Source organism: Thalassotalea sp. PLHSN55, from assembly GCF_052030545.1.
In the GTDB taxonomy this organism is placed as follows: Bacteria; Pseudomonadota; Gammaproteobacteria; order Enterobacterales; family Alteromonadaceae; genus CANMXU01.
The window spans coordinates 514,649-530,297 of the sequence record NZ_JBPDIH010000003.1 but is presented as its reverse complement, the minus strand read 5'-3'; the positions used below and the strand labels follow the sequence as shown (position 1 = coordinate 530,297).

The 15,649-nt window shown below is 38.7% G+C and carries 16 protein-coding genes; 8 read left to right on the top strand and 8 right to left on the bottom strand.

Going from position 1 to position 15,649, the window contains the following annotated elements:
• Positions 1–212 precede the first annotated feature (212 nt).
• Together ACRRSQ_RS08050 and ACRRSQ_RS08045 are read left to right on the top strand one after the other, a co-directional pair.
• A complete protein-coding gene (locus ACRRSQ_RS08050; protein WP_440875201.1) occupies positions 213–707 on the top strand; it encodes a protein disulfide oxidoreductase in 495 nt (164 codons plus the stop codon).
• A gap of 65 nt (positions 708–772) precedes the next feature.
• Positions 773–1,171 (top strand): rhodanese-like domain-containing protein, encoded by a 399-nt coding sequence (locus ACRRSQ_RS08045; protein WP_440875200.1) that lies wholly within the window; start codon positions 773–775, stop codon positions 1,169–1,171.
• An 86-nt stretch (positions 1,172–1,257) separates the two neighbouring features.
• On the opposite strand, the gene ACRRSQ_RS08040 is transcribed toward ACRRSQ_RS08045, so the two are convergent.
• From ACRRSQ_RS08040 to ACRRSQ_RS08025, 4 genes are all read right to left on the bottom strand, one after another.
• Positions 1,258–1,887, bottom strand: a complete 630-nt coding sequence (locus ACRRSQ_RS08040; RefSeq protein ID WP_440875199.1) for a PEP-CTERM sorting domain-containing protein — start codon at positions 1,885–1,887, stop codon at positions 1,258–1,260.
• Positions 1,888–2,097: 210 nt separating this feature from the next.
• Complete coding sequence (locus ACRRSQ_RS08035) at positions 2,098–3,369, bottom strand: diguanylate cyclase domain-containing protein (protein ID WP_440875198.1); 1,272 nt, start codon at positions 3,367–3,369, stop codon at positions 2,098–2,100.
• 318 nt (positions 3,370–3,687) lie between these two features.
• On the bottom strand, positions 3,688–4,032 hold the full coding sequence (locus tag ACRRSQ_RS08030) for a hypothetical protein (RefSeq protein WP_440875197.1): 345 nt from the start codon (positions 4,030–4,032) through the stop codon (positions 3,688–3,690).
• 135 nt (positions 4,033–4,167) lie between these two features.
• Complete coding sequence (locus ACRRSQ_RS08025) at positions 4,168–4,458, bottom strand: hypothetical protein (RefSeq protein ID WP_440875196.1); 291 nt, start codon at positions 4,456–4,458, stop codon at positions 4,168–4,170.
• Positions 4,459–5,099: 641 nt separating this feature from the next.
• Between ACRRSQ_RS08025 and ACRRSQ_RS08020 the strand changes: the two genes are divergently transcribed.
• The 5 genes from ACRRSQ_RS08020 to ACRRSQ_RS08000 all read left to right on the top strand — a co-directional run bounded on the left by ACRRSQ_RS08020 (position 5,100) and on the right by ACRRSQ_RS08000 (position 9,080).
• The gene (locus ACRRSQ_RS08020; RefSeq protein ID WP_440875195.1) at positions 5,100–6,587 is read left to right on the top strand and encodes a sensor histidine kinase; all 1,488 of its coding nucleotides are present in this window, start codon (positions 5,100–5,102) and stop codon (positions 6,585–6,587) included.
• Positions 6,584–7,123 (top strand): hypothetical protein, encoded by a 540-nt coding sequence (locus ACRRSQ_RS08015; protein ID WP_440875194.1) that lies wholly within the window; start codon positions 6,584–6,586, stop codon positions 7,121–7,123. Before ACRRSQ_RS08020 ends, ACRRSQ_RS08015 begins: the two co-directional genes overlap by 4 nt.
• 3 nt (positions 7,124–7,126) lie before the next feature.
• Positions 7,127–8,485 (top strand): sigma 54-interacting transcriptional regulator, encoded by a 1,359-nt coding sequence (locus tag ACRRSQ_RS08010; protein ID WP_440875193.1) that lies wholly within the window; start codon positions 7,127–7,129, stop codon positions 8,483–8,485.
• A gap of 157 nt (positions 8,486–8,642) precedes the next feature.
• Complete coding sequence (locus ACRRSQ_RS08005) at positions 8,643–8,810, top strand: hypothetical protein (protein WP_440875192.1); 168 nt, start codon at positions 8,643–8,645, stop codon at positions 8,808–8,810.
• A 24-nt stretch (positions 8,811–8,834) separates the two neighbouring features.
• A complete protein-coding gene (locus ACRRSQ_RS08000; RefSeq protein WP_440875191.1) occupies positions 8,835–9,080 on the top strand; it encodes a DUF6868 family protein in 246 nt (81 codons plus the stop codon).
• A gap of 56 nt (positions 9,081–9,136) precedes the next feature.
• Here the strand turns inward: ACRRSQ_RS08000 and ACRRSQ_RS07995 are convergent, their stop codons facing one another.
• From ACRRSQ_RS07995 to yihA, 4 genes are all read right to left on the bottom strand, one after another.
• Complete coding sequence (locus tag ACRRSQ_RS07995; RefSeq protein WP_440875190.1) at positions 9,137–9,703, bottom strand: peroxiredoxin family protein; 567 nt, start codon at positions 9,701–9,703, stop codon at positions 9,137–9,139.
• A 228-nt stretch (positions 9,704–9,931) separates the two neighbouring features.
• On the bottom strand, positions 9,932–11,920 hold the full coding sequence (locus ACRRSQ_RS07990; protein ID WP_440875189.1) for a methyl-accepting chemotaxis protein: 1,989 nt from the start codon (positions 11,918–11,920) through the stop codon (positions 9,932–9,934).
• A 335-nt stretch (positions 11,921–12,255) separates the two neighbouring features.
• The gene (locus tag ACRRSQ_RS07985; protein ID WP_440875188.1) at positions 12,256–12,960 is read right to left on the bottom strand and encodes a PEP-CTERM sorting domain-containing protein; all 705 of its coding nucleotides are present in this window, start codon (positions 12,958–12,960) and stop codon (positions 12,256–12,258) included.
• A gap of 486 nt (positions 12,961–13,446) precedes the next feature.
• Positions 13,447–14,088, bottom strand: a complete 642-nt coding sequence (gene yihA / locus ACRRSQ_RS07980; protein WP_440875187.1) for a ribosome biogenesis GTP-binding protein YihA/YsxC — start codon at positions 14,086–14,088, stop codon at positions 13,447–13,449.
• Between the two features lie 280 nt (positions 14,089–14,368).
• Here yihA and ACRRSQ_RS07975 point away from each other — a divergent pair, with 280 nt between their 5' ends.
• On the top strand, positions 14,369–15,274 hold the full coding sequence (locus tag ACRRSQ_RS07975) for a c-type cytochrome (RefSeq protein WP_440875186.1): 906 nt from the start codon (positions 14,369–14,371) through the stop codon (positions 15,272–15,274).
• The last annotated feature ends 375 nt before the right edge of the window (positions 15,275–15,649 follow it).

The following is a 15,649-nucleotide window of genomic DNA, read 5'->3' as shown; positions in this document are numbered from 1 at the left end:
TATATTGCTAAGGTTATTAAGCGAATGTAGTGCAGTTGTTCTGATAGCTAATATCAATTTGAATTAATGTTATAACCTTATGAGCACAAAGTTTCACTGATAAAGCGCTGTTTAAATGGTTTATATACCATTAAAAATAGTGTCAATATTGTAAGAGGAATGGCTGTGATCTGGTCTTGTCAATAAATAGAGAATGAAGTGGCTAATTACGCATGATTAAAAACTTTTTAAAACAGCTACTCCAACTTTTTGTCATCGTGGCGATTGTTTCCGTTGCGGCTGATATTTGGCGTGGGCAGAGCTTAGAAGAAAAACATATCCCGCAATTACAAGGGCTTAATTTATCTAACGAGTTGGTCGATATTAACCAATTAAGTCAGCAACAGCCGGTGCTTGTTTATTTTTGGGGCTCTTGGTGTGTTGTTTGTAATGTCGTGAGCCCGTCGGTAAATACCATCTCGAATTATTACCCTGTCGTAAGTATTGCCATGAATTCAGGGAATAATGACGACGTACGTCAATATTTAAGCAAAAATGCACTTAATTTTGAGGTGATTAATGATCCAGAAAGTCAATTAAGCGCTACACTGGGCGTACAGGTTACCCCATTAGTGATGATTGTTGACCAAGGCAAGTTAACTAGTTATACCACAGGTTATGTTAGCTTATTTGGGTTGTGGTGGCGTATGGTAAAAGCGCAATGGTAAATAGCTTTTATCACGTTATTTAAATTGAATGATGTTTTATTTTTCAACCGTTAGAGAGTACTGAAATGGCGTTAATTAAAAGTGCAAAACAATTAGTGGATGAAGCGAACGAAAAAATTACGACAGTTAGTGTTGAACAAGCACAGCAGCAACTCGGACAAGACGACGTTGTCTTTGTTGATATTCGAGATATCCGAGAGCTTGAACGTGAGGGCACTATTCCAGGCGCTGTACATGCGCCAAGAGGCATGCTTGAATTTTGGGTTGATCCGGCAAGCCCTTACTTTAAGCCAGTATTTGGCGAGAACAAGCAGTTTGTCTTATATTGTCAGTCGGCATGGCGCTCAGCATTAGCAACAGCTGCGTTACAAGACATGGGTTTAGCTGGGGTTTGTCATCTTGAAGGTGGTTTTGGCAATTGGAAAAAATCGGGTGGAGAAACGGTTTCCGTCGTAGGTAATTAATCGTTTATTCTGCTTTCAATAAAAAGTCAGCGATAAAAAAAGCATCAATTAGATGCTTTTATTATTACTGAATTTTGGTATTCGTATTAACGCTTAGCAAAACGACGCGAGGCTAAACCGATAATACCTAGTGCAAAAATAAGTAAGCTTGAAGGCTCTGGCACGCTTGACGCATTTGTTGTTAATAGTACGCGTGTAAAGCTAGAGTCTAAATAATTGAACGAACCGTTATTGAATGCCCAGCCACCAGAAACAGCATTTACACCTGTATGCCAACACATACCTAAGTTGTTATTAAATAATAAATTAACATCACAATTGTTACGATTTGTCGTTGCACCAACTTCTGTAAAGCCCCAAGACCATGGGAAACTGTCAGCATTGAAATACCATTGTACACCGTTTGCGACATGGCTACCGGCATCGGTTTCTAATAGCACGTCGTTGTACGCCGCACCGGCAAAAATGGCGTAGTCATCGCTACCGTCTTGATAAATCGCCATTGCTAAATGGTCGCCGCTACAACCTGCAATGGTAGAAGTAAAATCAACGGTCATAAACGATGGAAAGCTGGCACATTCGCTCCAGTTCCATGTGTTGTTTACGGTGTTTTTGTCAACATTGGTTTGAATGCCACTTGGGATTAAACCTGCATTAGCTTGTAAGCCAATAAAACTTAATACTAGAAATAGACTGCTTTTAATAATGTTTTTCATATTACTTATCTCTATCGTTTTTACTAAACTTTGTGAATTAACTACGTTCTATAAAACTATATAAACATAATAAGCATACTTTATGCCATAAATCATATCCATTATAAAAACAGTGGCTTATGCTGGATTTGTTACAGTATTGTTAAAGCCTGGAGTGCGGCTTTGTAAAAAAAACTGACATTATAAAAGCTAAGCTGTGTGATTGTTTTTTCAGCAGATATTATCAATAACCACAATATTACGACCATGTTGTTTAGCTTGATATAAATTATTATCTGCGCGATTAACAATGCTTTGCACGTTGTCATCAGGTTTGGCAATTGCAATACCAAAACTCGCTGTAACAGATCCCGCAACAGGGTGTTTAATTGCCGCAATAGCTTCACGCATGGTATCAGCTTTTTGTTTGGCATAAATGGCATGGGTATTTGACCAAATCAATAAAAACTCTTCGCCGCCCCATCGACTAATGAAATCACCTGTTTCAGCGCGACTTTTTAGCTCATTTGCAAAAAGCTGCAGTACTTCATCTCCTACCAAATGTCCGTATTTATCATTCACATTTTTAAAGTGATCGATATCAATAACCACCACCAACATGCATTGCTGACTTTCTTTCGCCTTCGCAAGTGCTTGTGGCAGGTATTGATCGGTTCGATTGCGATTATTTAATTGGGTTAGCTTGTCGGTAATGCTAATTTCTTTTAAGGTTAAATAATCTGCCTCCAACTTGTCGTAAAGCTTATTAAACCAATGCACCAAATCCCCTAGCTCATCTTTATTTTTCCGCTCAATGCGTTGACCAAAATCGGTACATCCGTTTGCTAACTTTTTTGTTCGTTGCACAATGTCGAACATGTCCAAGCGAAATGAATATGAAATAAAAATAGTCACGACGATAAGTAAGATCATGGAGGTCGCTGAAATGGCTAAACCCCAAAATAACACGCTGTCTTTTAATGAATGCGTTTTGTCGATGGCGGTAAGCAAGCCTTGCTGAATATTGTGCCTATTTTCCATTAAAACCTGTTGAGTCGCGTTTTGAGATGCCTCTATTCGGCGAATAATCTCTTCGTTGCCATGCCATTTTGGTTGCTTGGCAAGTAAGTGACTTGCCAGTTCATATGCATCGGCGAAATATTGGTTAAAGTTATCACCAATATGCTTAATGCTTTGTGGGTCAACTATGGCGGGATAATGACTAAGCAAGGACAGATTTTTGTTGAACTTTTTTTGGGTACTAATTGTGTCTTTAAGCCAAGACCTTTCTTTGGCAAGTACAGCGTCTTTAAACGTCGTTTGAATTTTTTCAAATAAGAAGATGTTATGATTGATAAGCTCTGAGGCAGGTACATAACTTTCACGCAATTGATCGATTTTGGCTGTGCTGAGGTTGTGCTCAAAATAGCTATAAGCGATAAAGCCAAAATACATCAACAAGCTTAAACTCGGCACCAAGATCATTTTTTGAAAGATTGTCATTTGTTATTAACTCCCCGTTAATCACACCTGCCACTACTTCCTTATTTAGCTCGGTTACATTTATGATGAGATGGTGCTAAGCACATGTTAATTATCGTGCTTTATAGAGTTTAGTCGCAGCAGCGTAATTTAGCGACATTCAAATAATAGGATGGTGTAAAGAGAAATATAGTAGAGCGGGAAAATAGCGAACAGTTGTGGTGGTTAAAAATAAATCATCGGGAAACGCAGCTAACGTTAGCATACCGTTATTGGCACACCGTTGCAGGTTTGATTGCCAGCATGTTACTGCTACTGGCGTTGATTTATATATGGTTATTAACGTACCAGTTTAAGTTGAGGCTTAGCTTTTGATTCGTTTTTAGCTTCAGTGGTTAAATCTATGGTATTTACTTGTGGCTTGTTATTTTTAAAGCGATCAAATTGAATTTGCTTCATGCCTAATGTTCTACACATGCGACAAAACACTTCATAATCTTCACGACTAAAGTCATCACTTTCTCGGGTGATTAAGCCATCTAAAAAAGCGGTTTCGCCATTAAACTGAATATTGGCGATTGCATCGTAAGGTTGTCCATAATCTTCAACTCGAATAGCGCGAACTGATTTTATTTCGAAAATCCAATTTTCGAGTTTGATAAAGCGAGAGGTTAAATCTGTCATGGAATTACCTTAAACTAGCCGGCCAAAATTGGTTGGGAGTAGCCGGCTATGCTTTGTCAGCATAAATGAGGGAGCCATTCTATATAAATATAAAAGGCTGCGTCACCTATAATTTTGTTTTATTTTAAATATCGTTTAATTTGAATTGGTTATAAAGTCGGCAAATTCCTCTCGGTTAAGTGTCGCGTCACCATTTGTATCTGCTTTGGCGAATGCATCGTAAAGCTGTTTGCTCTTTTGGGCTTCAACTTGGCTAATTTTTCCATCTTGGTTACTGTCTAAAACAGTAAACTCTAATTGATGCTCTGTAGTCGACTCAACACTGATCAAAGTATTTTTAACCACATCATCAGCGCTTACATAAGTCGATAGTAGCGCTGTGGTGACAACAGCAAATGTAATGTGTTTTAAGCTAATATTTTTCATAATATTTCCTATAATTTTATTTAAAAGAAAAAGACGTTTTTGTTAGTTCGAAACAGGCATTGCATGCGCTGTGCCATGTTTTTAAGTATTTGTTTTGTATGGTTATATTTTATTTTTGTCTCGGTAGGTTGTTGCCATTTGACGACAGTGAAATTTGTCGGAAAAAATTTCACCAAGAATATGTGGTAAAAGTTGGAACTAACTTAATGAAAATCAGCAAGTAAGCGGTAAGTATGAAGAATTTAACTGCTGTCTCAATTTGCAGACAGTGTTGTTTTATCTGTTATGATCGCTTACAAAGAGCAGGTTTTACATTGATACTTTTAAATGACAGGCAATTAGGGTCTGTTGATCTTTCGTGTTTATTTTTGCAGCAGTTTATCGGTATTTAGACAAAGCATTGTGATTGCTATGTGGTTATTCCACATGAAAGTGCAATAATGAGGTATAAATGCCTAGAAACGCTGCCCTTTGGGTTCAACTAAATGCTATTTCTTCATCGTTGTTGACAACTTACATGGAACAACCATGCTGTGTTGTTCACGCCTTGAACAAAAAGCGTTTGATTTGAACAAAATTTAACGTCGAAAGTTCAATAATCCCTAATACTGATCAACTTTATATAACTGCGGATTTTTCTAATGCTTGCTAAACTTTTTTCTTATTTCAGTCGCCGCAGTCGCACCTTGTCACTTAAGAAACTGACCTTTCTAGGTTTTTCCTTGGTTTCCTTGCCGTTAGTCTTTGCATTGATTTATAGCGCATTGCAAGTGAACAAGCTTTCAAGTCAAGGTGTGCAAGCAATATTTTCGGTAACCGAGCTGACTCGAGTTAACCAAGAGCTTAATGAGCGTCGTGCTAATTTAGAACGTTTTTCTAGCCAATACCTGGTGTTGCAAGATCTTGAATTAAAATCGAATTATTTAATTGAACAACAAAATATTTATCAGCTATTGCAGCAAAAACTTAGTCAATATCACGATGCGTCGCTAATGCAATTATCACAGCAATTGACCGGTGTTATTGCAGAGCTCGACTTATTGATAAATGATGAACCGTTTAGTGAACAAAGTTTGCCCACTTTGCAACATCATTTTCTCGACATTACTGGTATTGTTAAGGCGATAAACGCTCGAAGCGCAGTAATAATTGATCAGCAAGCGTTAACCATTAGCGCCACTGCAGAGCAGGTCAGCGCTACTATGCTCAATAGCTTACTGATTATTCCGGTAACTTTGCTTATTGCCGGGCTGTTCATCTATTTGATCAGTTCGCCGTTAAAGTTATTAATTGAAAAAATTCAACTGCTTGAAAAAGGAAATTTTGAACAAGCTGTTGTTATTGATAGTGCACCGGAAATTGGTGAAATTGCTGATGCGCTTGAAATGATGCGTTTACGTTTACAGGCATTAGAGTTGCAAAAGTCGAGTTTTATTCGCCATATTTCTCATGAATTGAAAACGCCACTGGCTGCAATTCGTGAAGGTACAGAGCTGTTGTACGACAACAGTGTTGGCGGCCTAAACGATGAGCAACAAGAAATTTGTCAGATCATTAAAACCAGTGTGCAACGTTTGCAATCACATATTGAAGAGTTGCTCGATTTTAATATCGTGCTTGATTCGACCAGTTTGCAAGACAGTGAAACAATTATTTTAGCGCCACTATTAACCGGCGTGTTAGCTGATCATCAATTTGAAATTAAACGCAAGCATTTGACCATTTTACAAAATAATCAAGATGTGTCGATTCAAAGCAATGAGAAGCAACTGCAAGTGATCTTAGATAATGTGCTGTCGAACGCCATTAAATATTCCGATGAAGGTGGCAATATTAGCGTTGACAGTTATTTGGAAAATGATCAGTTAGTACTTGCCATCAGCGACCAAGGTCCTGGAATAGATGCAGCGATCCAAGGCAAAGTGTTTGAAGCGTTTTTTCAAGGACCCGCACCAACAAGCAGCCAAATTAAAGGCAGCGGTTTGGGGTTAACTATAGTGAAAGAATTAGTCATGCGGCTTAATGGTGAAATTAACTTGCGCTCAGCTAATAGCGATGGCAGCGGCACCTTAATAGAAATTCGTTTGCCAAGAGCAAGTAAAATCAATAATATCGAGGTAAGTAAATGAATATAATAGTTAATCTGATTAGTGCGCTAATACTCGCCTTGCTGCTAAGTGCTTGCCAACACCTGCCGATAACACCACAAAGTTCGGTGGATTTTAGCCAATACTATTTATGGATTAAAACGCTAAATGAGCAAGAATTAACCGCTGAAATTTCCCGTCAACAACACAACCAAAGTGTCGGCAATTCATACGCCGATATGCAGCTTATTATGTTGTATAGTTTGCCGAAGTCGCCAATTCATAACCCCTATACGGCAAAAGCCCAGCTTAATGAATATCAATTAGAGCCATACAATACCGCGACCTTTAACCCAAAAGATTTAGCTTTTGTGGTGATGCTTAAAGATCAGCTTAATCAACAATTGTTGATTTTAAATGAAATGAATAATTATCGAAGTGCCTATCAACAAGCGAAGGTAGTCATTGATCAGCAGGATGCAAAAATTAACCAATACCAGCAAATCATCGATCAATTGAATAAAAAAATTACCCAATTGAAAAAGATAGAACAAACAATAACTGAGCGTGGGCAATAACCTATGAGTAGCAAAGCAAGCCAACAGAAAATTCTACTCGTTGATGACGACCCTAGTTTACTGCGTTTACTCGGTATTCGTCTGGCAGCGGCAGGTTATGAAATAGAATCTGCTGCGAATGCAAAAGTTGCCTTAGGTATTTTAAAAAGTTTTCAAGCCAATATGGTGATCAGTGATTTACGCATGGAAGGCATGGACGGCATGGCATTATTTGAACAAATACGCCAACAATACCCAAGCTTACCGGTCGTGATAATGACCGCCCATGGCACTATTCCTGATGCGATTAATGCCACAAAACAAGGTGTTTTTAGTTTTCTAACTAAGCCATTTGAAAGCCAAGATTTATTAGCGACGGTTGAAAAAGCCATGCAATTGCAACCAGCAACTCGCAAACTCAATAGTAAAGAAAATGCTTGGCGAGCAAGTATTATCAGTCGCAGCGCAATTATGGAGTCGCTGTTGCAACAAACTAAACAAGTCGCTAAAAGTGACTTTAGTTTATTAATACATAGTCAAAGTGGTACTGGTAAAGAACTGTTAGCGAAAGCGATTCATCAAGCCAGTCACCGCAAAAGTAAGCCTTTTACCGCCATTAACTGTGCGGCGATCCCAGAGCAGTTACTAGAATCAGAATTGTTTGGCCATGTAAAAGGCGCCTTTACTGGCGCGGAAAATAATCATGTCGGCTTATTTCAAGCCACCAATGGTGGCACGCTATTTCTTGATGAAATTGGCGATATGCCACTGAACTTTCAGGTGAAGTTGTTACGCGCATTACAAGAGAAAGAGGTTCGTCCGGTTGGTAGTACACAATCAATTAAAACGGATGTCCGTATTATTTCCGCCACTCATAAAAATCTACAACAAGCGATAGTTGAAGGTAGCTTTAGAGAAGATTTGTACTATCGACTAAACGTGGTTGAGTTAGAGCTGCCGCCTTTATCAGAGCGCAGAGAAGATATTCCGTTGCTTGCCCAGCACTTTTTTAATCAAGTCGCTCATCATTCATTTGCGAAAGTGACCGGCTTTTCGGCAGAGGCGATGGAGCTGCTGATCAGTGCGCCATGGCCCGGCAATATTCGACAATTGCAAAATGTTATTGAGCAAAGTGTAGCCTTAGCGACAGAGCCTTTAATTAATGCCAGTTTAATTACTAATGCCCTGCGGGAAAAAACACAAACGCTACCTTCTTTTCAGCAAGCACGCGATCAATTTGAACGAGATTATTTAGCGAAATTACTAAAATTAACCGCCGGCAATGTGTCGCAGGCAGCACGTATCGCCCAGCGTAATCGTACCGAGTTCTATAAATTATTAAATCGACATCACTTAACGGCTGAGGCATTTCGGGAAGAGTAGCTAGGTGAATACCTAAAATATTCATACAGGCTAGCGTTAATTTTCGTTACAAGAAAGTAGATGCTAATTTGGTAAAGTAAGCTAAGGTAGTTAGATAATGATGTTAATTTTGACCACTCATTTGGTAAAACGTCTGAGCATGTCATAGGAGGCAAAAATGGTTGTACTTATTGTTCTTAATATACTCAGTATATTTGTTTGTTTTTATTTGGCTAAATTACGCCATGCTCGCAGATACTATTGGGCATTGTTGGGCGCGCTGCTTGGCCCTTTGGCCATCCCTTTTGTCTTTTTTGCAAAACCTGTGTCTGAGCAAGAACGGTAAAAAATTATTTAATAATAGGAGCATATGATGACAGTCAGTGAATTAACGACTTTCTTTGGTTGGTGCACGGTAATCAACGTCAGTATTTTATGCATTTCAACTATCGCGCTAGTGGCATTTAAAGGCTTTATTGTCAAAGTGTACAGTAACATGTTGTCAGTTGAGCAAAGCGATTTGCCAAAATATTATTTCAACTATTTAGCCATGTTTAAGTTGGGGGTTATTTTGTTAAATATTACGCCCTACATAGCTTTAAAATTAATGGCTTAATTAAAAATAATTCAAGCTGCGTCAGCACATAACAATAGGTACTGACGCCCGTTTCATTAAAAGTGCTGTGCTAGCGCCTTATGCAAATCAGCAAACTTTACCCGTTGTTTGTAACCTTCAAAAAAGTGCTTATCAAGTACCTTACCATTCTTATCAATAACGACTACGCCAGGGTATGGGATACCGTAATGATCGTCAGCGGGTTGGTAATCGGTATTTAATACGTTAAACGCTATCATGGTTTCGACGTTTTGATCAGACAGTAACGGATAGCTGATGGCTTTTTCTTGGCTAAAGCTTTTCAGTATATCGGTATTGTCGTATGAAATTGCCGCTAAGCCAAAGCCAAGCTTTTTAAATTTATCAGCCTGCTGGTTGAGTTCGATTAAATGTTTTTTACAGAAAGGACACCAATCGGCAGAACGGAAAAATACCACAATAACGCCATTTTGACCTGAAAGTTGGTTGATGGTTGGTTGTTGATTGTTGATGTCTACAACGGAAATTTGAGGTGAAGATTGACCAACTTTGGGACCAACATCAATAGAAGGCTGGTCGGCGAAGACAATGCTTGTGCTCAACATCAGCAATAATGGTGTTAAAAAGGATAATGCTTTTTTCATAGTAAATACTCATTGATAAAAAGTGTTGTTGATTAAATGTGTTGGATTGTTGTGCGATGAATTTGAAAAATGTGTCTTAGCAGCAACAAGTGTCAATAAGACCGTGGCAACTCGCTTTTGTATTCAAATAGTTTAAAAAAGTTAATGTGAAAAAAAGGCTAGCAAACATTAGGTTTACTAGCCTGAGTTTTATTGGTTTTTGTTACGCCAAGTAATTGAACAACTTGCCTATTTAAAAGTGAAGTTTTCCATTGTTTTTTGCAGCGTATCTGAATTTAACTGCAGATCACTAAATATCTCTTGTAATGCTTGTGTCGCTTCGAGTTCATGGTTGGCTAAATCAAGCACGTTTGAAGCGTCTGATGCAATACTTTCAGCAACTGTCGATTGCTCTTCTGCAGCAGATGAAACGTTAATAGCAAGGGCTTCTAACTCCTTACTATTGTCATGCACTTTTACTGAAACCCCTTTAGCGTGTTCAAATTTTTCTAATGCCGTTTTTGATTGTGCTGAGCTGTCGGCGATTGAGCCAATAACTTGATCACTTATGCTTTGTAACTTAGCAAGCAAGCTAGCAATTTTTTCAGACGACTCCTTACTGTTTGCGGCTAAGCTACGCACTTCATCGGCGACTACGGCAAATCCTCTACCATGTTCACCCGCTCGTGCTGCTTCAATGGCGGCATTTAACGCAAGTAAGTTAGTTTGTTCCGCTATGCTGCTAATCGTATCAAGAATCGATGAAATACTGCCAACTTGTTGCTCCATTTGTGACGCTAAATTTTCGACTGCTGACATACTGTCGGTTAGCTCGGTAATGGAATCTTGGCTAGATTGGTTTTCATCAATCATGCGTTGAGCTTGTTGGTTAAGTTGGTCACTTGCATTTAACGTTTCTGAAGCCGACTGAGCGATTTCGCGACTGGTTGCTGCCATTTCTTCAATCGCACTGGCAATGCTGGTTGCCATCATTTGTGTGCTTTCAGCATCTTGCAATACAGTTTGTGTGGCGCCATTCATATTTTCGTTTAAGCGTGTACCTGATTTTACAGACTCATCTAAGCCGAGCATTAGTACTTTAAATGCATAAATCGTATTGTGAATGGCGTTAGAAATTTCACCTAATTCATCGGTTGTATTGAGTTTTAGATCGACGGTTAAATCGCCAGTTTCTGCTTGTTTCAACAGTTTCGTTAACGAATGCAATTCTCTACGTAGTGTCGAAATTAAATAGACATTGAGAATAATAATTATGGTGACCGTAACTAAAAACGCCCCTATGGTAAACATTAGTTCAAAGTTGGCTTGTGCTAATAAATGTTGGCCGTCGCTTTTAATGGTTTGCCATTGTCTATCGAGCATGCCCTTTATGCCCGCAATTTGTTTTGTTGCCATAGGAAACCAAGCGGAAGGTTCTGGTAACGCTGAAAAGTCGGGCATACTATTGGTAAGCAATACATTGGTGATTTTAGCGATGTTTGCTGAATCATTAGATTGCAACAAGGTGGTAAGCTCATTACCTTGTTGACTGTCTAAGGTAGAATGCAAATAGCTATTGAGTAGCTGCATATCTGAGTTATACATCACGATATCTTTTTGCGCAGTATTGCTTAAGCTTTTTTTAGCTAATATGCCGTTAATAATGCCGCGATTTTGCCCTAATCGTTCTTTATATTGGGCAAATAAAAATGCGGCACTTAATTCTTTGGACAATACCGGGTGTTTAATTTGGTTTTTTAAAATAACCGCTAGATCAACCGCAGTCTTATTTAGCGTGCTGTAAAAATGAAAAGCATTTGGCGCATTTTGTTGATTGACTTGTTGGCGAATTGCACCTTTCTTTTGTTCATAAGTAAATAAAATACTTAAATGATCATCAATGATGTCGTTGTCAAAGGTTAAACTTGCTTGAGCACTTTTTAGCGCTTGAATCGACTGATCGGCTTTTTCTCTTTGGGCATTTACTTTGGTGCGGGCGGCGTCGGTACCACTGCCCAAAAATCCCGCGGTTAAACCACGCTCTACCGCGTGATTATGTGCGACTTTTTCTAAAGCATCTAATAAGGTGATCAACTCAATATCTTGTTCAAGAATGGTTGACTCTTGCCACTTTTGCCCTAAATTTTGCACCAGTAATACTAAAATAAATAAGGTTAAAATTGCTGAGCTGATCAGAGAAAGTTGAATGATCGAAAATCTACTTAATAGGCGCTTCATAGGTATTCCTTCTAATTCCATGTTCCATCTTTTAAGCCAGTGCCAACTTGTGCCTAAAATACATGTGCTTAATGCCGTTTTTTAATCGTAATAGCAGTAGTAGTCAAGACGACTAATTTTAGTATAGACGGTATTTTTAAACTGGAAAGGTAAATTGAAAATAGCGGCATTTTTCACTGTTTTATCGCTATTTAGACTTGTTTTAGCGGAAGTAATGATTTTTATTAATAAAGTTAACTCTATGGAAGGGCTTATCTTATCGAAAAATAATAAGAAAAAGCACTATAACCTTGAGTATAGTGCTTCTTTTGGTCGGCTTATTTAAGCGTTAATGCTTATTTTTTAACTTTGCGAGACGCAAAACCGACTAGGCCTAAGGCTAAAATAGCAAGGGTAGAAGGCTCTGGTACGTCAACGCTACCAAACGTTAAGTTGTCATACTTCACGGTAAAGTCACTACCTTCATATTTGGCATTTAAAATCACGTCACCGAAGTATTGAATATCGCTTGTAGTGTCTGAATGTACTTTGACACCGTTAATTGAATAATCAACGCCTAAATCATTAATTTCAAAGCTGAAGGTGTTGAATTCATCAAAGTTAAACAAGGTGCTAAATTCTGCCCAACCCGAGTTGTCCCATGCGGCAACTACACCATTGTTTTGCCCTTGAAACTCTAAAATAGGGTAAGCACTAATTACATCAGCACTGTCGTACGCGACTGACCAAAAGCCGCCGTAACGTTCGTCGTTTGCCCAACTTGAATCGATAAACATATCTACTGACATGAAAGTAGACTCGCCGATATCAAGTTTCATTCCTTGTGTATTTCTAAAATCATCACTATCTGCAGGGCCAGTAATTGACATGACTAATTCATTATTGATGATTTCAAACCCTGTTGGTGCCGCTCTATCAACACCCCAATCAGCCAAAGAGTCGCCATTATTAAACTCTTGAGTGATCAGTGCTGCACTTGCGCTACAGCTTACAGTTAATACTAATGTTGCGATAAGTGATTTTATAGTTACTTTGCTCATTGTTTATCCTTTCTATTTGATATCAAACATATTTTTCAGTAATGGCTAAGCAATCTTCATTCCAAAAGTAAAATTTCATAACTTACAAATACTTGCGTTTTAACAAATTTGTACATTTATAAAAGTGTAAAGTATTTGGACATTGATACAATTACTTGCGGTAGGGTTTTGGCGACAATTGATCGTTGCGTTAATTAAGACTTAATATTTAAGTGACGTAAGTGCACATTATTTGACAAATTTGTAAAATAATTAGAGTAAGTACTTTACTTTTGTAGAGTATGTGCTCTATAATGCAGTTGTTCTCTTAACGAACGCTTGTTGTAATTATTTTATATATTTAGCTTTCCCCATAGCTATATCCGCCGAAGAAATTGTCTTCGGCTTTTTTTTTGCCTGTTTTTTACTGCGGACTAATTTTCAGGCAATAAAAAAGCCCAAGTAAAATGTTCACTTGGGCTTGCTAATGTTGATTGACTGAAAAGGTTATTCTTCAGCGTTTGCGTCAGTATCTGTTAAGTCATGTTCATTGAACCACTGACAAATAATATTGTTTGCTTGTTCTAAGCCCGTTTTCTTTAATGACGAGAATGCTTGAACTTTTAAGTCAGCGTTTAAAGAAGCTAATGCTTTTTTTACGCTTAATACTTGTGTGCTCGCTTTGCCTTGTGACAACTTATCAGACTTAGTTAATAAAACTAAGATGGGTAAGTCGCTATCGGCAGCCCAATGAATAAGGTCTAAATCAAGATCTTTTAACGGATGACGAATATCCATCAATACCACTAAGCCTTTTAAACTGTCACGTTTTTCTAGGTATTCACCTAAGGCTTTTTGCCACTTTTCTTTCATTGCCATTGGTACTTTGGCAAAGCCATAGCCTGGTAAATCGACTAAACGACGACCTTCGCTGACTTCAAAAATATTAATCAGTTGTGTGCGTCCTGGGGTTTTACTGGTTCTTGCCAAACTTTTTTGGTGAGTAAGCGTATTTAACGCACTCGACTTACCCGCATTTGAGCGACCCGCAAACGCTACTTCAACACCACCATCGGAAGGTAAATGACGAATGTCTGGGGCACTAATGGTAAATTTTGCCTGACGTAAATTGGTTTGTGGTGATGACAAGGTGCTTTCCAACTAAAAATTTTTAAAGCCATATTATACGCATGTTAGATGGAAATGCGAATTACTACGTTGGCTTGAACGCTGCTTTTTTGGTGACATTTAGCACAATGGATAAATATCTTGAAAATTTTTGCTATAAAAGTGAGAAATGTCCGCTATTTTTTTCATTCCGCTGTTACACAATCCTTATATTCGTGTAAAATGCTGTCACTTTTTGAAACAATATAATGAGATAGGCCAAACCACGGCTGTTTTTATTGGGCAAGCAGAGAGCAATTCGATGAAAAAAATACTATTTACCTTATTACTAGGTTTAGGCGTAATTAATACTGCGGCAGCTTTTGCCGGTGATGCTGCAGCAGGTAAAACTAAGTCTGCTACTTGTGCAGCTTGTCATGGTGCTAATGGTATTAGTGCTATTCCTTTATATCCAAACCTTGCGGGCCAGCCAGCAGCTTATATTGTTAAGCAATTAAAAGCGTTTAAAAACGGCGACCGCAAAGACATGATGATGGCGCCTATGGCAGTTAATCTTTCTGATGAAGATATGGCTGACTTAGCGGCTCATTTTGCAAGCTTACCTCGTAACCCTGAAGCGGCAGCTAGCGCAGGTGCTTCTTCTGCGGCGGCTCCAGCAGCTGGTGATGTAAAAATTGTTGGTAACTTTCCTGGTCAAGCAAAAGCTGCGGCATGTACTGCTTGTCACGGCGCTGACGGTAATAGCTTAGTCACTATGTATCCGAAATTAGCGGGTCAAGGTGAGCAATACTTAGTGAAGCAAATTCACGACTTTAAAGATGGTACCCGTAAAGATCCTGTTATGGCGCCAATGGTTGCTGCATTGTCTGATCAAGATATTGCTGATTTAGCTGAATTCTTTGCTGCACAAAAATCGACAGCAGGTAACGGTGAAGCAAATGAAGTTGGTAAGAAATTATACATCGGCGGTGACGCAAATCGCGGTATTACGGCATGTATTGCTTGTCATGGTGTGAAAGGTAACGGCATGGACAACGCAGCTTTCCCAGCAGTAGCTAAGCAAAATGTTGAATACCTAACAACGCAACTTGAGAAATTCCGTTCTGGCGAGCGTCAAAACGATGCCAACAATATCATGGGTGATATTGCGGCTAAGTTAACGGATGATGACATTAAAGCGTTAACGCAGTTTATGTCTTCGCTATAAGCGTTTAAGATTTTTGAAGAAGCAGCGAATTATCGCTGCTTTTTTTATCTCTAAATTTTACCGACTTTCCTTGAAGCGTCGGTGGCGAATAAAATTTCTGTTCGTGAAGAGCTTGTCGAAGCAAAGGAAATGACTAAATATTGTTGCGTTATTCTCCTAATCTATCCGAGAAGCACCCTTCGACAGGCTCAGGGCGAACGGTCGGGTGGAAATATAGCTAAATCTCCAAAATTTCCGTTTGTGCAGAGCTTGTCGAAGCAAAGGAAATGACTAAATATTACTGCGTTATTTTCCTAATCTATCCGAGAAGCACCCTTCGACAGGCTCAGGGCGAACGGCTGGGTGGAAATATAGCTAAATCTCCAAAATTTCCGT